The following is a 21,000-nucleotide window of genomic DNA, read 5'->3' as shown; positions in this document are numbered from 1 at the left end:
TGAAATTTACGCCCTATCTTTTTCAAGTTGGTCGGGTAACGTTGCTTCGTGAGATTTTGGCTACCGTTTGGTAATTCAGCGAGCACCAAATATGGTGTGGTACGTTACGTGACCAAGGGGAGTATCACTCGCCGATTTTGCTTTGAATCTGGTTAACGCAAAAAAGAGAAATGCCGTATTAACAACACTTCTCTTTTTTTATTTTGATTAAATGTTCGTCCTTGCTCTATACCGATATCGGTTTCGTATAGATATTCCATTGACCTCCATGGGCATTTTATTTATTACGCAGGATTCTTATTTTTAGATCAAGGCATTTTTAAATTTAAAACCAGCAATTGTTTATATTAATGGATAAAAATGTTTAATTTCGAACACTTTTAATACTTGATTAAAACAAATTAAAAATTTAAAACATTTCCTAAACCCGATTGTTTTCAATAATTATTTCGCAGCCAACTTATTTTATGTTTAGTCAGCTGCCTAGTATACTGAAGGTAAATTATCTAAGGAGCGTTAACATGTTAAATAAATTAGTGAAGGGGTTATTGGTTTGTGGATTGGCTTGGGGGATCGGATTCACAACTCAGGTCCATGCAGCAGGACCTTATCACACCATTAAGAGCAAAAGCTATGCGAATGTTTTACCAACCTATCGTGCTAAAACCAACAGCTCTAAGGCCGTTATTTGGAATAATAATCTTACTCAGGAAAAGTTTTCATTAAGTAATTACTCTAAAACTAATTGGTACGTTTACAAAAGTTATAAAATGACTAATGGCAAGAAAACGGGGATCTTTTACCGGATTAAGAATCCTGAGAATACTGTCTCAGGATTAGTTTGGCGGGGGTATCTGCGACGGATTAACCATTTGAGCATTAAACAACAGACACTAAATGCTTTACCTGGAACCATCTATAGTCCCTATTTACAACGGATTGTTAATCAACTAAAAAACCACCCCGGTGATAGTGGCGGCGAGTATCTTCAAAAAATTCTAGGCTCACAATACAAGCAACTAAAAGCTATCGGGCTTCCCGATATTGGTAGGACGACATCCTTAAAGCAATTACAATCCGGCCAAATTTCTTATAATGCGTTCTTACAAAAAGAACTTCCCTTTAGTATTAAAGGTTCTTATCGTTTTAAGGACGGATTAGCGGGCGTCCAGACGGTCAAGGATCTTACTGGGTGGCAAGTTGCCTTTACTATAGCAGGGAAAAATAGTAAAGACTATGGAAATGGTATTATTTATTTTTTAAAACCTGAATAAACTATCACTTAATTATAGATGAATCTCACACTCAATTGAATCTAAAGAGCAAAAAGAGGGAGAGGCTGGGACATAAAGGTGTCACTCAAAATTTTGACCTATTTTTAAAAATAAAAATCCCGTGTAATCAACAATTTATCGTGCTGATTACACGGGATTCCTTTGATTTGCGACCATTTTTCGACTTATGTCCCAGCCACTCCTACTTAATTACCAGGATGCTTTTGTCGTGGTGTAGAGACGATTCTCAGTTGTTGCTGTTCCCTCTACATTATGATAGGAAATGCCAACATATAAATCACTGGCAATTTGGATTCCTTCAGCTTCAGTGTTAACTCCCGACCAATTTGTATTGCGCAAGTTATGGTTGACGATCTTAGAATTGCTCCAATAAAATTTTGATACTCCAGGTTGGTCAATTTTATGATCATCGTGCTTAGGCTGTCCGCTTGAGATATAGATTGCCCGGCCATCAGAGATATCATATCCCTGAACCGAATTACTGGTTAGCTTTGATGCTAAGTTGGCTACCTGACGGTATGGATCTGAAACCAACGCTGATTTCAGTTTGCTGCAAGGAATATGACCGTGGTTAGCATCTACCGTATCAAGCATGGCGTTTACTTTATCATTATCGTAAAGGGTAAAGTGCCCATTATTGTTGGTATCAATTCCAGCTAACAATAACAATCGGTCGGTTGTTCCTCCCGAAACTGGGGCATTCGTTGAAGATAAAGCGGCCTCAACTCGCTTAATGTGACCATAGGCTTTGCCAGTGGTCGTCGCCGTACTGAGCGCTGATAAACGGGTAATACTGGTATTCCCATTATAGGTTGTGGTGTCTTCAGTATTGGGTTCAAACTGAATCCGCCCGACCTGCGTGCCCCAATTCTCTGAATCGCCGGCTCCCTTGGTCACAATCCACCAGTAGGCCTGACCATTGTAACTGAAGTATTCAAACGTTTGGCCGTGACCAAAGTTTTTGAGATACATCTTCTCTGCGTTTGAGAAGTCGAGGTTAAAGCCACTGGCAGAATCTTTTCTAACTCGTGAAATGACCACATCCGTGTTGGCGTTGAACAATTGGAGGGCGTACACATAAGTTGAGCCAACATAGACTTTTTGAACTACGTTCTTCTTGGGGAGTCCTTTAAACCGATATTTCAAATGTGCATCGACGTTACTTGACATAATAATGACTTCTTTCTTTAAATTTATTTTGGTTGGCCAATTTAACTCCGGTATTAAATCAGCGGTTATTGCATCAAATCGATTTGACACTGATAGCATATCGTCTTTATCGCGCTTAAAACCGACCACTTCCGGACAACTTACCGCCAAACCACCGCCACTTTTCCGCCAATGAAAAAAAGCCTCATCAATAAATGACGAGACGAATGATCTTTGAGAAATTGTTTAGTGCGTTGAATTGGAGCGTGTTTATTAATTGGGCCCATTAGCTGACTCCCTTCAAATTTAGTGAGTTTTGCATTTTAAACTAAGTCGCTTTGGATGATTTTTACTAACTGTCTTTAATATAAGCTTCGGTAAAACTAAGACCAAGGAAAACATTCGGTATTTGCGAAATTATGATATAATATAACTACTTAGAAGGAGGCTGATCGGATGTTTGCCCAAAATTTACGCTACTTACGAAAACAGCACCATTTGAACCAAACCGAATTAGCTCACCGACTGGGACGCAAAAGTGTCGCCTCGGTGAGTGAATGGGAAGCGGGGAAATATACCCCTAAATTACCTATTATTGAAAAGATTGCGACTTTATTTGCCGTTGATGCAACGGATTTGCTCCAACGTGATCTGAGTCAATTGAACCAAGGTCCTAGTATCATGCCAATTTATGCTCAGCTGACCCCGGCTCATCAGCAACGCGTTTATCAACTGGCCCAGCGTCTCAAGACTGAACAAACGCGTTCAGTTGCTCAATTGCCCGCTCAAATCTTGCAACTGGATGGGGTTGTCTCGGCGGGAACCGGGGAAGAACTCGCCGCCGATGAACGTGATGAAATCAATTATCAGGGTAAACTGCCCCGCTTTGACTATGCCGTTAAAATTAACGGTGATTCCATGGAACCGCAATTTCACGATCAGCAGGTCGCCCTGGCAAAGGCCGCGGTGGATGCTGATAATGGCCAAATCGTGATTGCCTATGTCGATGGCCGCAGTTACCTTAAAAAGTTGAAAAAGACTGCTCAAGATTGTCAGCTGATTAGTCTAAATCCTAAGTATGCCCCAATTGATGTCCAAGGAAATGAAACCTTTGCGATCAAGGGGGTCGTGATTGGGACTTTAAACAACTAACTATTTTATTCATTTCCAGTGTTTAAAAAGCGTTTCGTCAACTTAATGGCGAGACGCTTTTTAAATTCAAATAATAATTCCGCAATTACCCCTTCAACTAAATGCGCCAAATTTTGTTGCATATTATTTAACAAATGCTAGTTGGGTGGAATTCCCTCAGTGTCCATTACTGATGGCAACTTTCAACTAATTTTAATTCGATTCATCGTTTGTCTAAAAGCTAGTTGATTGGATTTGCTTAGTAATAGGAGAATCGCGCAACTTATTTCTATCCCGGCAACAATTAACATAAAGCCTGTTTCGAAAAGATTCGGTGTCTGAGAGAACACGCTGGAAACACTGGTTGTGGAGACTAAATCCATCAAGCTGTGAAGAATAACGCCAATCCAGATTGTACCAGTATATAAACAGATGGTTGCCAAGATAAAGCCTGTCCCAATTGCACTAGCGACCTGCAAGAGTGTGGCTGTCAAGCCGTTAGTTTGAAGATTTGTGAAGTGCCAAAAACTAAACAAAAGACTGCTTATGAGAATGCCGCTGGTCATCTGAGAAAAGCTGGCCGGTCGTTTATTCGTCTGCGATAAGGGCCATAATAGGGCGTACCGAAAAATGATTTCTTCGTAGCAGCAAACCGTTATGATAATAACAATCAGGTAAGTTATGGGGCCGCTTACAACATGGGGCGTTAAATGGTGCAATAAGCCTTGCCAACTTCTGGCGGGTTCCGTTAATTCTAAGAGAGTTGGGGCGATTATTAATATAAGCCAGCCAAAATTGACTTTGGAATTGAGCTTGAGTTTTGGCAGACTGAATCCCCAGCGGATCATGATGTAAAAAGTCGAAGCAAAAAGAAAGAGGTACGCTAGAATTAAAAGGGTAATGGTCGGGTTAAAGGTTATCCAGACGTTAAATTGATCGCTAACATCATACCCTAAGATTTCTAACTGGTTAAAAGCAGTTGGGAAATAAAATAGGTAACTGAAAATAAACATCATTCTGGTGATTGAACGCGGTTCACTGGCTGATAACAATTTTAAGTATGGAATTAAGTTAATAAGACTCATTAAAAATGCGAGATAGATAATCGGCATCTTGGTGAGATGAACCTGAGTAATTAGTGGGTGGAGTAATAATGCAATACTGGCGAATGCAGCAGTTGGGAAAAAGGCCGTTACAATTAAGCGGACAACTGTTTTAGTGATCTGATTAAGGAGTGAGTTGGTTGCCGGTTGGCTAATCTTTGGAATTAAGAATCCTAATAGGGCAGTCAATATCAAAATAACAATGGTAGAAAAGCCGCCAAAATCACTTAAGCTATTTTGAAAATTCAACCAAAGGTTCCCAGTTAAAGTAATGAAAATCAATAGACACTGCACTTTAAAAATCAGCGATAGTGTCCGATCACGATTGGTTGTCAAAGTTTTCATGTTGATGAATCACTCCTTAAATTTGTGTGTTTCACTATATTTCAATGCCTATTTAATTATAGATCATCTTTTTCTGAAAACAATTCATAAGATTGCTTTTTAACGCCATGTTGTACATAAACGCCAAGTATTTTCATTAGAACATATGGGGATGCTTGGCATCTTTTCAACTCTTTACATCACTTTTACACTCTTTCAACATAGGTTTTACATTGAACTGCCACAATGATGATGTAGTTAAAATAACTAAGTTGAGGTGAGTCAATGTGTCAATTTCGTTGAGAAATGTTCGAAAAGATTATGATCAACAAACGAAAGTATTGGAAAATGTTTCAGCCGAGGTTCAAACCGGCGAGTTTTTCGTGATTGTTGGACCCTCTGGTTGTGGAAAAAGTACGTTGTTACGAATGATCGCCGGCTTGACGCCAATTACGGATGGCGAGGTGCGAATCAATGATCAGGTTGTCAATGAATTACCACCAAAAGCCCGAAAATTAACCATGGTATTTCAAAATTACGCATTATATCCGTTTCTAAGTGTTTGGGATAACGTGGCCTTTGGGTTGAAGGCCCGAAAGCTGAGCCAGTCCGATGTCCAGCAGCGGGTGGAACATGCTTTGAAAATGGTTAATCTAACTGACTTTAGCAAACGAAAACCGCGTGAATTGTCAGGTGGTCAACGTCAACGGGTTGCTTTGGCCCGAGCAGTTGCCAGTGATGCAGAAATTTGTTTGATGGACGAACCGCTGTCGAACTTGGATGCGCAACTTCGGATTAAAATGCGTCAGGAGATTTATCAGTTGCAGCGGAAATTAGGTTTAACGTTGATTTACGTGACACACGACCAGGTCGAAGCGATGACCATGGCCGATCACATCATGGTATTAAATGATCAGCATGTTCAACAGATTGGGACGCCTTCGGAAATTTATCAAAATCCAGAAAACGAATTTGTGGCGCAATTCTTTGGCACCCCACAAATCAATATTTTGTCGGCCAAACGCTCAGCAAAAAATCATCATTTATTAACCATCGGTTCAAATGATCTGCAATTGGCTTTGGATGAAGAAGTTCCCCGTGATCAATTGCGAGTTGGCGTTCGACCGGATGAGATGACCGTTTCATCAGCAGCCTCATCAGTAGATGCCAATGCGGTGGTGAAAAATACTGAATTTTTAGGAAATGAAACGATTGTTTACGCCACCCCTAAATAGCGGTGGTGATGTCCGCATTGTACTACCCGGTCAAGTCAGTTTCCGGGGGTATGAGCCAGTTAAAGTCGGCATCGGTTCTCACCTATTATTCTTTGATGATCAGGGTCAACGAATTGATTTGGCGAAGGAGGCGGTTGCCAATGCTTAAATCACCTGCCACTCATTCTTCAACAACCCCAGTTGCTTCTCATAAAACGAATTCAAAAGCGGCAAAAAGTGAAGCCGGCTTTTGGTTAAATGCGAAGGATAAATATTATGCATGGATCTTTTTAGGACCCTCACTGCTAATTCTGGGTGTTTTCATATTTTATCCAATGTTTCGAACCCTTTACTTAAGTCTATTTTTGACAAACACGGTTGGTAAACCAACGGTCTTTGTTGGCTTGTCAAACTACATTAGTTTGTTAACGTCGGCCGATTATCTTTCCAGTTTGGGCGTGACTATGGTCTATGTTTTGGCCGTTACGGCAATTACGATTGTTCTTGGACTAATTTTGGCCAATTACGCGAATAAGCAACTTGCCGGCATTGGAATCTTCCGGACGCTATTCTCAGCCACCATGGGGGTTTCGGTTTCAGTAGCGGCAATCTTCTGGCTATTTATTTTTAACCCATCAACCGGATTCCTATCACTGGTTAGCACTTGGCTTCATTTACCACAAATCAATTGGTTGACGGATCCCGGTTGGGCCATGTTGGCAGTTATTATTACAACGGTTTGGATGAACCTGGGCTTTACCTTTTTGATTTTACTGGGTGCCATGCAGTCGGTACCAACAACACTATATGAAGCCGCCAGTATCGAAGGGGCCACACCGCGTCACCAGTTATTTCACATCACGATCCCAATGATTTCACCAACCTTGTTCTTCGTGTCGATTATCACATTAATTGAAGGCTTTAAGAGCTTCGGCTTAATTGACCTAATGACTAAAGGCGGTCCAACCAACGCGACTAACATGCTGGTTTATCGAATCTATAAGGACGCTTTCTATAGTGGTAATTATGCTCAAGCCAGTGCGGAGTCGTTAATCTTAACGATTATTATTGCCATCTTCACGTTGATTCAGTTCAAAGTTTTGGAAAAGCGGGTGAACTACTGATGGAAATGGTTGCGAAACAAAAGTTACCTCAAAAAATTTTGAATTATGTCTTACTAATTATTTTAACCGTTGTGGTGTTAGGGCCGTTTCTGATCGGTCTTTGGACCAGTCTCTTACCCACTATGGATATTGCAAAAGGAAATTTTCTAAGTCTTCATATTTCTTTGACCAACTATGTAAATGCCTTTAAACAAACACCGATTCTTCAATATTTGGGAAATAGTTTATGGATTTCTACTATTACGACCATTGCGCAACTCATCTTTTGCTCAATGAGTGCTTATGCCTTTGTATTTCTTCGATTTAAAGGTCGAAAAGTACTGTTTATCCTCTTTTTGGCAACGATGATGCTGCCATTTGAAGCTGAAATTATTCCAAACTTCATGACCATTAAAGGAATGGGCCTATTAAATACCTATTCGGCCATGATTGTGCCGTTTTTAACCTCTGCCTTTGGAACGTTTATGTTACGGCAATCCTTCATGCAAATGCCGGCTGAACTAAAGGAAGCAGCGGATATCGAAGGATTGGGCCACTTTCAATTTTATTGGAAAATGGTGCTGCCGTATAATCGGATTAGCCTAATTACACTTGGTGCATACAGTTTCTTGGGTGCATGGAATCAATATCTGTGGCCAATGTTGACGACCTTCAGTAATGCTTTTCGGCCCGTTCAAAATGGACTGCGACAACTGCAATCTGAAGAAACTTTCAATGATTGGGGAATGATTCAAGCAACGGCAGCAATCGTAGTCATTCCAACTTTGATTGTTCTATTTGTTGGTCAGCATTACTTCAAATCCGGAATGAATGAAGGTGCGGTTAAATGATTCAAAAAGTGACAGCCTTTTTAAGAGCCCACTTTTGGCCGGTCCTAGTGGTCGTGGTTGTAGCGATGGGCGCGTTGGTTTATACATCGGCACATAAACAAACCTCTGCTAAAGCTGGTCGAACACCGATTGTTTTTTGGCACGAAATGGGCGGTCCCGCTGAAGTCGCGCTGGACCAAATGGTTGATAAGTTTAATAAATCGCAGAATAAATACGAAGTCATTCCTCAGTATGAAGGCGCCTATGACGAAGCCGTTCAAAAGATTATTCAAAGCCATGGCTCAAATGCTTCGCCGGCGTTGTTTCAGTCCTTTGATATTTCAACGGCCCAAATGATGCACAGCAAGTACACGACGCCGGTTCAGAAGTTTATTGACAAGGAGAACTACAACGTAAAAGACATTTCACCAGTTGCCCGATCATTTTATTCAAACAAGGGTCAGCAGTTGGCAATGCCGTTTAACACCTCTCAGCCGGTTCTTTATTATAATGCCAGTCTGTTGAAGAAATATCACATTACACCACCAGCTAAATCACCGAGTTACAGTGATGTCACCCGGGTAGCCGAACAACTTTATAAGCGGTCGCATCATCAGGTAAAGGGGATGACGATGGAAATTTACGGCTGGTTAATGGAAGAAGCTTTGGCGAACGCGAAAACGTCGCTGGTTAATCACGGGGATGGACACACCGGTAATCCGACAAAAATTAATTTAAAAAATCCAACGACGGTTAATTACCTGAAATGGATTCGAACCAATATTAAATCGGGCGATTTTGTGAACTACGGATCCGGTGCCAGTGCGGAAACTAATGAAATCGCAGCTTTTCTTGCCGGGAAACTAGGTATCTTTGTTCAATCATCAGCTTACATTGGCCAGTTAACGACCGGTAATAAAAATAAGCTGGGAATTTCATACTTCCCACATCCCGATGGCAAAAAAGCCAACGGAGTCGGGATTGGTGGTGCGGCACTTTGGATTTCAAATGATAAACCATCTAAAGTTCAAAAAGGCGCCTTTGAATTTATCAAGTATGCAGAACGACCGGACAGTCAGGCTAATTGGCAAAAGGCCACTGGTTATCTGGCGCTTAACAGCAAGTCGCAAAGTCAGCCGGCTTTAAAGAGCTTGTATAAAAAGCAACCAGAAGCTAGGGTTCCTGGTGAACAGTTAGCGGCTGCCAAGCCGAACCACACCAACTCAGGAATTTTGATGGAGGGGATGCAGTTAACTCGAGAGCTGGAGGAGACGTCGATGGAAACCGTTTATGACGGTGGTAGTATCTCCAAAGCATTATCAACAGCCAGTCGTGGCATGAATGCTAATTTGAAGACCACGAATCGAGCGAATAATAATTATAAGTGAGCAAGTGAGCGGACAAAAGCGATTAAATGAGAGAATTTGATTAAGGGTTGATTTTAAAAAGGAGTATCCTCAAAATGACAAATGAAACGTTGATTTTTGGGCATCGTGGTTATCCATACAAGTTTCCGGAAAATTCGTTAAGTGGGTTCGCTTATGCAGTTGAGCATGGTGTTGATGGGTTGGAATTTGATGTTCACCTAACTAAGGACAACATCCCGGTAATTATGCATGATGAAAAAATTAACCGAACCACTAACGGTCGGGGGAAGATTCGGGATTACACGTATCAACAATTACAACAGTTTCAGTTACGAAATGGTGAAACGATCCCCAGTTTGAGGGACTTGCTATCGCTGGTGAGTCAAAAACCAGTTTACCTAAATTTGGAATTCAAGACCAACAAGATTCACTATCCAAACATCGAGCGGATTGTTTTGGACATGGTCAAAGAATATAATTTGGCTCACCCAGTGATTTACTCGTCATTTTCATTGCAGACACTAAAGGATGCTTACCGGGTAGATCCCAGTCAGCAATATTGCCTGTTATCCAATCACATTTTGAAACATCCCCGTGATTTAATGATTGAGGCTCACTTGGCAGGATTACATCTCAGTCATTATCAGCCATTGCGAAACATTAAAGAGCGGATCTGGACAATCGATGATCCCAAGAAGCAACGCGCTTTGTTAGCGGACCATGTGGCGGGGATCATCACCGATAATTTCGAAATGGCTAAGAATGTTAAGTCCAGCGTGTTGGTTTAGCAATTAGACGATTAATTCAATAATCGGTTATCTGTCAAAATGGCCTAAAACAGCTTAATGATAGAAACGGATTAAACAAATTCTTATGTATTTTTAGCGACATGACCTTGATATTTTGCAGGCCATGTCGCTTTGTGTTTTTGCACAATATTAATTCATCGTCAATCGGAATCATTTATTTTTGCGTTGTCGTTTTTCCTTAGCGGGGTGAAAGAAAATCGCTAAAGTTATGCTAAAGGTGATAAATAGGATCAGTATGAACTCCTCTGCTGCAGCTCCGAAGGTTCCAATGACGTCGTTAGGATTTAAAGATTTTTGAAAATTAAAGTTAAGAGCCATTGAGTATGTGTTCATCAACAAAAATACAATAAAAGTGATGATGGATAAAACTACTTTTCGACTTTTTTTAAAAGAATCCCAATCTGAGTAATGGGAAAAGAAGACAAACATATTGATAATTAGACTTAGAGGAATTATTGATGCATGGAATCCAAAGGGTCTGAACATATCAATATAAGACAAAACTAAAAACAAAAAGTTTAAGTTATAACAGATATGCAAAGTGTGTCTATCCTTTTTTGCCTGTTCGTCTTGTTCATCAAAATGCTCAATTACTTTATTATCATTTTTTAAAAGGTCATCAATTTTAATCTGAAAGATTTCACTTAATCGAATCATAGCTTGGAAGTCTGGGAAACTGTGCCCATTTTCCCAGCTTGAAATTAGTTTTCTAGAAACAAACATTTTTTCAGCCAAGTCTTTTTGAGTTAAATGTTTCTCTTTGCGATATTGTTTTATTTTGTTTGATAATTCGGTCATAACTGCCACCTTCATAATAAATAGTGTTGTGGTAGAACATGTTAAATATACAGTTTGGGGTTTCCTGTTTTGCAAACCTTAATCGAAAACTGAAAAATCCATATAGTACTTTTTGTTGTTTGATCTTTGTAGGAAAATTCAGTGACATCTTAAGTTTTAAATGTTCATGTTTATTTTAAAGGAGCCCTTTTAAGTAAACTTGTGTATAGAATCAGACAGAAACTTAATGTTTTAATAATGTTATTTGTTCTTTTTAGCAGATCGAAAAAAGACGGCCAATGTCCAGCTAATGGTAATAAATAGAATTAAGGTAAACTCACCGCTTGATGCACCAATAATTGCAATAGCATCACCCGGAACTAAGGTTCTTTGAAAACTAACATTGAATATCATGGTAGTGGAGTTTAAGAATAAAAATAGGAAAAAACCAATAACAAGTCTAGTTAGTTGTTCTTTCTTTTTAAAAAGTTTCCAATTTGAATATTGTGAAAAGAAGATGATCATATTGCCAATTAGGGTTAAAGAGATTAATGAACTGTGGAATCCAAAGGGTTTGAACATATTAACGTAGCTTAGGATTAGCAAGAAGGTGTTTAGGTAATAACACACTTTTAAAATTCTTTTATCTTTTCTTACTTGCTTATCCTGTTTGTTAAAGTGCTCAATTACTTTTTCATCACCCTTTAGAAGATCGTCAACTTTAATTCCAAAAACTTTGCTTAGCTGAATAATAGTCGAAAACTTGGGGAAACTATGGCCATTTTCCCAACTCGAAACAGTTTTTCTGGAAATTGATAATTTTTCTGCTAATGCGGCTTGAGTTAATCCCTTTTTTGCACGATATCTTTTTAGTTTATTTGCTAAATCGCCCATAGTTATCACCCCATAAAATAAGAATTAGCTCTTTATAAATTAATTATAAATCATAACGTTGCATCGTGTCGCACCAAATTATGAATAGATTAGATATTTTCGCTAATTATATTCAAATAAAAGAGAGAATGTTTAATTATCAAATTTATGGCACAGTAGTGAAACTTAATAATTCGAATAAAGTAATTTATTAATCAAAGGTCGACATGGACGGCAAACTAATAATGGTAACCGGAACGGAAACCAGTTTCCGATATTTAAAAGACAACATCTAATGTCTAATCTTTGTAGCGAAGCCTAATTTATCAATGTCTATTGTTATTAGCTAGCCTTTTTGGCGATATGGGGAGATACTATGATCGTCAATTAGTTTTCGCGAAACTGTTGATAAATGGATAGCGCTAATTTGAAAGGGGAAGTGTCATTTATGAATTTTGATGGTTTACGTGAAGAGAACCTGGCTTCTGATTGTATTGGTAAGCCAAATCCTTCAAATTTTCCTATTTCTTTAAAATCACTTTGTAGCAATACGTAAGGGATTAAAAAGAAATTGGAGAAGAAAAATATTATTCAGCTGCTGGTGCACAGTTACCTAGCCTGCTTTAAGGAGTTTGAAAATTAAAGGCCTCTTTTAACCAAGTTATTTCAACACTAATTTTTAGCTGAATTGTTAGAATTCCTTTTTCTCTGTTGTTTACGAGGATAGAAACAGAAAATTAGCGTTAGGCAAATCGATAGAAGTAAGATAATAAGAATCTCTCCCGTGATAACGCCCAATTTTTCCGCTTGGTTATTAACTGCAAGTAACCGAAAGAATTCGCTATTTAATGGCACTACGCTGGAATTGACCATAAGTAACACTACAAAAGCAATTACGGCCTTTAATGATCGCTTATTTTTCTTAAACCTATCCCAATCAGAATAGGTTGAAAAGAATATCACTAGATTTGTAAGTAAAAGAAGTAAAAATAAAGAAGTGTTGATAATCAGGAGATCAAACAGGTTGCAATAAAGTATCAAGATTAAAGTTAAATTCAAATAATATGTAATTTTGACTATCTTTTCTGCTCGCTCACTCTGTTTATTCTGTTCATTATAGTGCTCTAACAGGTTATCATCTTTTAACAAATCATCAACTGAAACGCCAAATATTTCACTTAATTGCGTAATACTTTTTATATCTGGGTAACCTCGACCATTTTCCCATCCAGAAATTGTCTTTCTAGATAGGTGAAGTTTGTCAGCAAGCTCTTTTTGAGTCAAATTATTTTGTTTCCGGTATTGTCTTAGTTTATCTGAAATATCCACGTTAAATCCCTCTCACAACAGGTTTTTTATAATTATGTAACAAATATAAGCCCCCGTCAAACCTAGTGTCTGGTTATTACAGACACAGGAATCGTTGATTTTTTGGTTATTGTCGGGTAAATTAAATTTATCGATCGAAGGACGGCACCATTAAATTTGGGTGTTATTGATGACTATTAAGTTAGAAGCTAATTAAGGAATGTTGATGCTATGTTTATCATAATTTTTGTTTTTGCAATGGGACTTCTTATCTTGGCGAATTATATAAACACGAAATTAATTCAAAGGTATCATATATTTCCGTTTTTACAGTCAAAAGGTCATTCATTGATCGATCCTGAATCATCAGTAGCATTTTGGCTGTTCTTTATAACTACTTCATTGAGCCTTTTGATTTGCAGCTTGTTTTTAATATCTGGGATAAATTAATAAACAAGTTTGTTGGCTCGTATAATTCTCTAGAAGAGTGCAAAGAAAGGCGTTTGCGAGTTTGAATCAAGAGAAGATAAACCAGCGTAGGAGTAATTTTATGTAAAGGGGTGCGGCTATATTATGAAAAAAGTCTTTATCCATCCAACTGCGAAACAGGTTTTTATTTGGGGATTAATTGATGCGTTCTGCTTGTTGTCTATGGGAATTATTCTTCCACTTGGGGTCCCAAATAATATTTTAGAAATAATTGGATTGACTATGGTGCTGATTCTTGCCGTAACATTTTCCATATCCATTAACGGGATAATATTCAATCAACTTGGCAAATATGATGGAATATTATCCGTTACAGTAATTCAAGGTTGTTTTCTGGCACTTTTCTTAGTAGGCGTTTTTCGAGCATTGTTTTAAGTGCATTAAAGTACAACAAATAGCCAGAGAAATTCTTATACCGAACAGTGTTTGTGTAACGGATTGCAAAAGGCACTTTGAAAGGAGTGGATTAATAATGAAGGTTGAACACAAAGCTAAAGAAAATCTTCACAGCAACATTAAGCAGCACATGCGATTGTTTTTAAGTGGCTAATTGTTTTTTTAACGGACTTTTACCCTAGCAGGTTATCTTGCTTCAGCAGAAGACAATGCAGCTGTAAATTGTAGGGCGAAAGTTACTAAGATCACCAATTCGGAGTATGAGCAAAGGATGAGCTAAAATCCGACTAATGGATTTGTTAAAACTGATTAGTTTAATGATTATGTTGAAGCACAAATGACTTTGCAAGATCCGGAATCTGTGGGTAACTAGCGAACTGTTATGGCAATTTCAAGGAGGTAAATCAATCATGCAACAAAAAGAAAGTTTATGGGAAAAAATCATTAGGCGCTTCTATGGTATAGATTCACCGTTAAATGATTACCAGCGTAAGCAAGTTAATAGAATTGGAAATAATGCATTTCTGATTTCATTTGGCTACATGTTGGTGTCTAATATAGTTATGGCTTTTCTTGCAACAACTCATCCATTAAACGTTTTGATTAGCTTTATATTTATAAACATTTTGTTTACGCTTATTCTCACCGCCGGCTACATTCTGCCAGCCACGAATAAACTTCATTTAAATGACAAAGAAGTTTCTCCTGAGAATTATCCTCAGGTTTTAAAGGGAATTAGATGGTGGGCTATTAAAGCAGGAATCGAATTTGGAATATACATGTGGTTTGTCCAAAGAGGATTGGATTGGTTCTTTGACGGAATTAGCTTCACTCAAGGCCTTCAATCTTTTCATAGTTATTGGACGGTCATCTTAGCCGGTATAATCTTTGGATTAGGCATGTATGTGTCAAAAAAACTGCGATTAAAGAAAAGAATTTAGTGTCGATCAGTACACAATTTCGAATTTATATTAACCAAAAACAGCAAATGATTTCAGCAACGTCCTCACGGTTGTCGGAATTATTTGCCGTTTTTGATCCGCCTATTTTTCCGGCAGTCTAGAAAATAGAATTAAAAAAGAATACAAAAACAGGAATTCCACCTGTAAAGCTGTTTATCGACCAAGAAAAACAAAAAATACAGAAAGGAGCTCCTTCTATGTATCATACAGGAAAAATGACTGGCTGCCTAGACCCAAATACGTACTATCAGAAAAGATCCGCTTAGTACCTGTTTAAAACATCGGTAAACTACACAGTATTTTAAGTTGGCAGCTATTGAATCAGCATTATTTTTCTTTAGCTAACAGAACTTGATAACTTACGGAAGCAGCGTCATCGGTTGTTTTTTCAATTGGGAGTTGAGTTGACGGCCGTCCAATGCCAACATTATCACGAATAAAGAGTCCCAGTTGATAATCACTCATCGAAGCTCGCTTAGCCTGGTCGTAACCAATTGAATTTAAATATTTTTCAAAATTTGCAATTCGCTGAGTAGCCGTCTTCTTGGTTAGCCAAGCTTCTAAAACACTAAAGGCGTTTCGGTAAATGGTGGTTTGAACATCAGTATAGTCGGCATTTACTAGGGTTTCGTTTCCTGAGTCATACTGATCTGAAGCAATCTGTGAAAGCTTTAGACTAACGTGACTATTGGGAAACAAACGCATCACACCGCGCGCTAATTTTTGTGAGGGGGCCGTTTTCAGATAGTGCAGGTATTGATCATCTGTTTGGAAGGTTTTGGGCTCTTCAGCGTAATATTTGGTGAGGTATTTATTGTAAACGACCCCGGTGATATTAGTGCCGTTAGAAATTTTATAATAAATTGGTCCTTTGTTACTTTTGGTTCGGGTAAAGGCCATCATCGTATACCAAGTCGTATTTTTATAGTTGTTTAAATTATGAATCCGTTTGGTATGGTTTAAATTCCAGATATAGGCATTGTGGGCTTTAACCGTTTTTTGATTGATGCCATAAGCCATCCATGAATCACGAAAATTAGTCCAGTCACCAAATAAAACATTGGCGTGAACCGGATTTGCTTGAATGGTGATCCCAATGCCAATTGTCAGGATGCAACTGGCGACGAACTTAATTAATTTGTTAGACATTGTTATTTTCCTCCCCCGAGTTGTATCTACCTCAATTTTACGAGTTTTTTAGTTTAATGGTTAAAAAGTTTGTGATCATAAGTCACAACGACTTGCTTAGACTCCAAGTGACCTCTTTCCACAAAACGTTAGGGTTAGACATGTAAATGCTAATCACATAGTCATGCATGGCGTCACGTTTACTTTTAGTGAAGCCTTTAGCCAGCAAGGTTTGCTTGATTTTGGCAATCCTTTGCGGAGTTGTCAGGCTATAGGGTCCTAAATGCTTTGCCGCTTTCTTTAAAAAAATTAGTCTTTTGTAATACTTATCATGGTAGAATCGACAACTAAACCAACCATGACTGAGAGTAGTTCAAACGTTTTTTCATATGATTTTCCCCCGATAAGCGATCATTTTCAACATTATCATATAGTTAAGTTATGGGTAAATCAAATGGAAGGTACTCTTATTTATTGCAACTATCAGTTTTTAGTTGGCATCGGTAGGGCTTTTGAACACTTTACGTAAACTGTTTTTGACCGATTTACCTGTTGATTCCCAACCTTAGTTTTTGTAACTCATCTTTGTGTGGGCTATAATGAAGTCAGAGACTAATTGTGTACAATGAAATGATGAATTTTGCTTATTTTAGTAGTCGATTTCGTGAACTGGAGGCAATTTTTATGGCAAATCAGTATGATTACGATGTTTTATATCTTGGTAGTGGTCACGGAACTTTTGATGGTGCCATTCCACTTGCCCATTCCGGTGTGAAAGTAGGCATTATTGAAGAAGATATGATTGGCGGTACATGTCCAAACTATGGGTGTAACGCTAAAATCACCCTTGATGCGCCGGTTGCACTGACCCGGGAGGTTGAACGACTACAAGGCGTCGTCGAAGGAAATTTGACGATCAATTGGACTAAAAGCGAAGCCCACAAACAAGACGTCATTAAGGGATTACCTGGGATGATTGGTGGCTTACTTAAAGATTCCGGAATTGATGTCATTCATGGTAAAGGAAGCTTCAAAGATCGGCATACCGTGACAGTTAACGGCCAATCAAAGACGGCGAAAAACATTGTGATTTCAACTGGTTTGCGGCCGCATCGATTAGATATCCCTGGCACTGAACTGGCACATGATAGTCGGGCATTTATGAGTCTGACCGAGTTGCCAAAACGGATTGCAATTGTGGGCTCAGGCTACATCAGTATGGAATTTGCGACAATTGCCAATGCTGCTGGTTCTGAAGTGACAGTTTTGATGCATCATGATCGGGCATTGCGGAAATTCTATCATCCATACGTGGCTCAAGTGGTAAAGGATTTGGAAAAACGGGGCGTCAAATTTATCAAAAATGCCGGCGTTTCAGCGTTTGAAAAATCCGGCGATCAATTTGAAGTTCACTATGGTGATGATCATACTCTAACGGTTGACTGGATTTTGGACGCTACTGGTCGAATTCCAAATGTTGAAAACATCGGTTTGGATGAAGTGGGCGTTCACTATAATCAAAATGGTGTCGAGGTGAACGATTATCTTCAAACCAACGTTGACAACATCTATGCTTCCGGTGATGTGATTGATAAAACACAACCAAAGTTAACGCCCACCGCGATCTTTGAGTCAACTTATCTTTTTAAGCGGTTCTCGGGTCAAAGCAGCGAGCCGATCCATTATCCGGTTATCCCATCGGTTGTCTTTACTTCTCCAAGAATTGCCAAAGCTGGTGTTTCCGTAGAAGAAGCCAAGGAGAATGGAGATGACGTTGAAACCAACTACTTGCCTGATGACTGGTATCGTCAAGTTGATAATGAAACCATGGGTGATAACTCTCTATTTTTTGATAAACAGCATCATCTAATTGGAGTTACTGAAGTCAGTGAGCAAGCGGATAACGTGATTAATACGTTATTACCAGCTATTGAATTCAAGTTTGGTCCTGAAGAACTTGGCCGATTGGTTTACCTATTCCCATCAATCAGTTCTTCCGCATGGGCCCAGCTATAAATCTGGATGTCATTCAAGTAATCGACTTAAGAACAATTATCGTGAAAAGAGGGGGCCAATCCTCTTTTTTCTTACCTTTAGGAGGGTATGGTTATGGCATTATTTGACAATCGAAAAGTAGCCGGTATTATGGCAGATCGTGGATTGAGTGACTTAAGTGAAGAAACCGAGTCCCAAGTTGAAGCTATTCTAAGCGAACTGGATAGCAAAAAATTACTTAGAGACAGTGATACCGCTAATTTTACTGATCGTTCCAATCAGGAAAAGGTGGGGTTTCTGCGGGCGATTATGGAGCAGAACTGGATTTTGATTTCGCAAAATGAAAAGTTGTTAAAAGCGTTGGAGAAGAAGCAACAGGAGTGATAATTTTTAATGAAAGTGAATTTTGATGATCAGTCCATTAATAAGAAGTTATGGCAAGAAGTGTTATCTAAAAAATGAGTATTCAAAATCCTCAAAATTTATTAAAGGTAACCAATCGAGAGGCTTTCCGGCAATGGTTGGCTGAAAACGGTGATCAGGCAAGCGAATGTTGGGTTAACGTTAAACGTGGAATTCCAAAAGGAAATGGTCACTTTTGGTATGTTGATGCGGTTGAGGAAGCCATGTGTTTTGGGTGGATAGACAGCACCTACAAAGTAATTATTCCTAGCCGGCCGGCTATGCAACGTTTTGTGCCTAGAAAGTCAGGAAGTGCCTGGTCTGAATTGAATAAGGCTCGGTGCATTCGAATGGCATATTTGGGTCGGATGACCGCAGCTGGCAGATCAAAACTACCTAATATGGATCCTAAAAATTTCACCATCGACAAAAGAATTAAACGGGCATTAAAACGTCGCCCAGGGGCTTGGGAGTATTTCTGTAGTTGTCCACCCCTTTATCAAAGGGTCCGCGTTGATACAATTCAAATTAAAAGTAACGATCCAAAACTATTTAGGTCAAGGATGACTAAGTTTGCAAATGCCTGTCGTGATCACAAAATGATTGGTCATTGGAACGATGGTGGTCGTTTGAGCAACATTTATGTGACGGTTTGGCCGGAAAAATGAAAATATGAAGATAATCCAAGTAATCCGAGATAATCTCTTGGGTTGCTTGGATTTTTAATTTTTGCTGGTGTTTTTGTGCCAGTTAAATAGTGAAATCCAATGAGTATGTTTTATGTTGCCCTCTAGTTTATGTCACCTGGTATTTAATACGAGTTACTATTACTGAACACACAAATGATCTGGTAAAATTTAGTTTGGGTTGATTTGTTTATTATGATTGGGTACTATGCGTTTAAATGAAAGTGGATTTAAGTGGTAGAATGGCGATTTGACTTTCTATTATGGTTTTAAGTTTCTCTCTCAAGTAAGTTTTAAAGTCCTAAGTGCCAAAGCATTTTTGTGGCGAAAGCTGTTAGCTCGGCTGGCAATGCCTTAAATTCAATATTGGCAGACGGTTTCGTGTAGACGTGAAGTGCCTGCTGAATAAGTGGGTGCATCTGACTATCGAGGTGAGTAAACCCCCATTGGCCGCCTGACTGCTTGGACGTGATTAAACGTTCTTGCTTGTAAGCCAGCACTCGACAAAGATTTAGAATGGTATAAACCGGTTGTTTTAAAATGTTGGTTTGAGCGTCTTGGATGTCAAAGATGATGCTTTGCCAATAGTCAATTTCAGGAACTTGGTCAAAAACCTGAATAATCGGGGTGCCCACCAAGACTTGACCAAAATGATTAATAATAGTTAAGTGAGCAGCTAAATCCGGATCAGTTCCGTGCATTATTTCAATGTAACGGGCAGGATTTGCCAAGTAGTTTTGAAAATGCATCTTTGAAAAGTGGAAGTCAAATGGCAAAGGTTGGCGAAAGTGCTGAGTATCTGACAAACGTAACACATGAAATTCCAATCCCTTTGCTGGGGCGAGTGGCCATAGTTTCTTGAGGGTGACGGTCATCAATTGCTGTTTTGTTGAAAAGGATAATGGCGTTTTTACTACTACGATATAATCTAAGTCACTGATTGATGCATTATAACTGTGCATCACGTAGGAACCGTGAAGATAGATACCGACTAAGTTAGTGGATAGGATTTTTTGATAGGTTGATTTAAGCATTGATAGACATTTCTGAGTGTTTGTCATAAGCGGGATCCTCGATTCTATTGTTTCATGGATGATTCCTTTTCTAATATATTAAGGGTAACCGGGGATAAGTAGCAAGTTTAGTTATCGAATTGTCACGGTTGGGATGTGTTTTCCAGCGGCTTTAAAGCGGCAATGATCGGTACCGGGGGGGTTATCATTACTCGGAATTTTGTCCTCGTTGGGAATAAAACGAGCGGATAATGAATGATTCCCCCTATAGGGCAACCAACCTCTTAGAACGGATTGGGCAGGACGTTTCCATGAAGCGGCACCCAGAACTATTCAGGATTATGATCAAACAGTTCATGCAACTAACGAACAGATTGAAGCAAAATCTGGTCAGTAAATTGGCTCGCCGGACTTGTTGGCAAAAGGGATCATAAAATTGAGCCGAATGGCAAATCCACCACTTCACTTTTTGGCGGGTGAAAATTCGGTTGACCGGGCCTTAGCTGAGCTGCCAGTCAAAAAGACGATTTTGAGACGTGGCAAAAGCTCTCAGCCAGTTTAGATTATGGGCATGAAAATGATTGGCAATGACTATGAATAATTGAGTTAAAATTCTAAAGTGGCTGATAACTGATGAAAAGATCAG

18 protein-coding genes and 1 pseudogene are annotated in these 21,000 nt (G+C 39.0%); 12 read left to right on the top strand and 7 right to left on the bottom strand.

All coding sequences use genetic code 11. The annotated features are described in order from the left end of the window. The first annotated feature begins 521 nt into the window (after positions 1-521). Complete coding sequence (locus ED605_RS06245; RefSeq protein ID WP_121978038.1) at positions 522-1,274, top strand: hypothetical protein; 753 nt, start codon at positions 522-524, stop codon at positions 1,272-1,274. 210 nt (positions 1,275-1,484) lie between these two features. Here ED605_RS06245 and ED605_RS06240 read toward each other — a convergent pair whose 3' ends face one another. Next, positions 1,485-2,615 carry a helveticin J family class III bacteriocin gene (locus ED605_RS06240; RefSeq protein ID WP_121978037.1) on the bottom strand — a complete coding sequence of 377 codons (1,131 nt, stop codon included), beginning with the start codon at positions 2,613-2,615 and terminating at the stop codon, positions 1,485-1,487. Between the two features lie 285 nt (positions 2,616-2,900). On the opposite strand from ED605_RS06240, the gene ED605_RS06235 reads away from it, so the two are divergent. Continuing rightward, complete coding sequence (locus tag ED605_RS06235; RefSeq protein WP_121978036.1) at positions 2,901-3,596, top strand: XRE family transcriptional regulator; 696 nt, start codon at positions 2,901-2,903, stop codon at positions 3,594-3,596. A 182-nt stretch (positions 3,597-3,778) separates the two neighbouring features. Here ED605_RS06235 and ED605_RS06230 read toward each other — a convergent pair whose 3' ends face one another. Next, positions 3,779-5,023 carry a CPBP family intramembrane glutamic endopeptidase gene (locus tag ED605_RS06230; RefSeq protein ID WP_121978035.1) on the bottom strand — a complete coding sequence of 415 codons (1,245 nt, stop codon included), beginning with the start codon at positions 5,021-5,023 and terminating at the stop codon, positions 3,779-3,781. 266 nt (positions 5,024-5,289) lie between these two features. Between ED605_RS06230 and ED605_RS06225 the strand changes: the two are divergent. The 5 genes and pseudogenes from ED605_RS06225 (at position 5,290) to ED605_RS06205 (ending at position 10,304) form a co-directional block, all read left to right on the top strand. Further along, positions 5,290-6,385, top strand: a pseudogene (locus ED605_RS06225) (ABC transporter ATP-binding protein). Further along, entirely contained in the window at positions 6,378-7,340 is a 963-nt protein-coding gene (locus ED605_RS06220; RefSeq protein WP_121978034.1) for a carbohydrate ABC transporter permease, read from the top strand. The pseudogene ED605_RS06225 and the gene ED605_RS06220 overlap by 8 nt, the downstream one beginning before the upstream one ends. Continuing rightward, positions 7,340-8,170: a carbohydrate ABC transporter permease gene (locus ED605_RS06215; RefSeq protein WP_121978033.1), complete on the top strand. Its 831-nt coding sequence runs from the start codon at positions 7,340-7,342 to the stop codon at positions 8,168-8,170. The genes ED605_RS06220 and ED605_RS06215 overlap by 1 nt, the downstream gene beginning before the upstream one ends. Further along, positions 8,167-9,537, top strand: coding sequence for an ABC transporter substrate-binding protein (locus ED605_RS06210; RefSeq protein WP_121978032.1), 1,371 nt, complete (start codon positions 8,167-8,169; stop codon positions 9,535-9,537). Before ED605_RS06215 ends, ED605_RS06210 begins: the two co-directional genes overlap by 4 nt. 74 nt (positions 9,538-9,611) lie before the next feature. Next, positions 9,612-10,304, top strand: coding sequence for a glycerophosphodiester phosphodiesterase family protein (locus ED605_RS06205; RefSeq protein ID WP_121978031.1), 693 nt, complete (start codon positions 9,612-9,614; stop codon positions 10,302-10,304). A 171-nt stretch (positions 10,305-10,475) separates the two neighbouring features. On the opposite strand, the gene ED605_RS06200 is transcribed toward ED605_RS06205, so the two are convergent. The 3 genes from ED605_RS06200 to ED605_RS06190 form a co-directional block, all read right to left on the bottom strand. After that, entirely contained in the window at positions 10,476-11,123 is a 648-nt protein-coding gene (locus ED605_RS06200) for a helix-turn-helix transcriptional regulator (protein ID WP_121978030.1), read from the bottom strand. 240 nt (positions 11,124-11,363) lie between these two features. After that, the gene (locus ED605_RS06195; RefSeq protein WP_121978029.1) at positions 11,364-11,996 is read right to left on the bottom strand and encodes a helix-turn-helix transcriptional regulator; all 633 of its coding nucleotides are present in this window, start codon (positions 11,994-11,996) and stop codon (positions 11,364-11,366) included. 651 nt (positions 11,997-12,647) lie between these two features. Beyond that, the gene (locus ED605_RS06190) at positions 12,648-13,304 is read right to left on the bottom strand and encodes a helix-turn-helix domain-containing protein (protein WP_121978028.1); all 657 of its coding nucleotides are present in this window, start codon (positions 13,302-13,304) and stop codon (positions 12,648-12,650) included. Between the two features lie 552 nt (positions 13,305-13,856). Here ED605_RS06190 and ED605_RS06185 point away from each other — a divergent pair. After that, entirely contained in the window at positions 13,857-14,147 is a 291-nt protein-coding gene (locus ED605_RS06185) for a hypothetical protein (protein ID WP_121978027.1), read from the top strand. 431 nt (positions 14,148-14,578) lie between these two features. Beyond that, positions 14,579-15,109 (top strand): DUF3278 domain-containing protein, encoded by a 531-nt coding sequence (locus ED605_RS06180; protein WP_121978026.1) that lies wholly within the window; start codon positions 14,579-14,581, stop codon positions 15,107-15,109. 348 nt (positions 15,110-15,457) lie between these two features. On the opposite strand, the gene ED605_RS06175 is transcribed toward ED605_RS06180, so the two are convergent. Next, positions 15,458-16,279: a D-alanyl-D-alanine carboxypeptidase gene (locus tag ED605_RS06175; protein WP_121978025.1), complete on the bottom strand. Its 822-nt coding sequence runs from the start codon at positions 16,277-16,279 to the stop codon at positions 15,458-15,460. A 663-nt stretch (positions 16,280-16,942) separates the two neighbouring features. Here ED605_RS06175 and ED605_RS06170 point away from each other — a divergent pair. The 3 genes from ED605_RS06170 (at position 16,943) to ED605_RS06160 (ending at position 19,323) form a co-directional block, all read left to right on the top strand. Next, positions 16,943-18,274 carry a dihydrolipoyl dehydrogenase family protein gene (locus ED605_RS06170; protein ID WP_121978024.1) on the top strand — a complete coding sequence of 444 codons (1,332 nt, stop codon included), beginning with the start codon at positions 16,943-16,945 and terminating at the stop codon, positions 18,272-18,274. A 93-nt stretch (positions 18,275-18,367) separates the two neighbouring features. Further along, the gene (locus tag ED605_RS06165; RefSeq protein WP_121978023.1) at positions 18,368-18,637 is read left to right on the top strand and encodes a hypothetical protein; all 270 of its coding nucleotides are present in this window, start codon (positions 18,368-18,370) and stop codon (positions 18,635-18,637) included. 74 nt (positions 18,638-18,711) lie between these two features. After that, a complete protein-coding gene (locus ED605_RS06160) occupies positions 18,712-19,323 on the top strand; it encodes a YdeI/OmpD-associated family protein (RefSeq protein WP_121978022.1) in 612 nt (203 codons plus the stop codon). Positions 19,324-19,634: 311 nt separating this feature from the next. Here the strand turns inward: ED605_RS06160 and ED605_RS06155 are convergent, their stop codons facing one another. After that, positions 19,635-20,402, bottom strand: coding sequence for an aminoglycoside adenylyltransferase domain-containing protein (locus tag ED605_RS06155; protein WP_162919761.1), 768 nt, complete (start codon positions 20,400-20,402; stop codon positions 19,635-19,637). Positions 20,403-21,000 lie beyond the last annotated feature (598 nt).

The organism is Lentilactobacillus raoultii, assembly GCF_900411375.1.
Taxonomy (GTDB): domain Bacteria; phylum Bacillota; class Bacilli; order Lactobacillales; family Lactobacillaceae; genus Lentilactobacillus; species Lentilactobacillus raoultii.
This window is presented reverse-complemented; position numbering and strand designations above follow the sequence as displayed.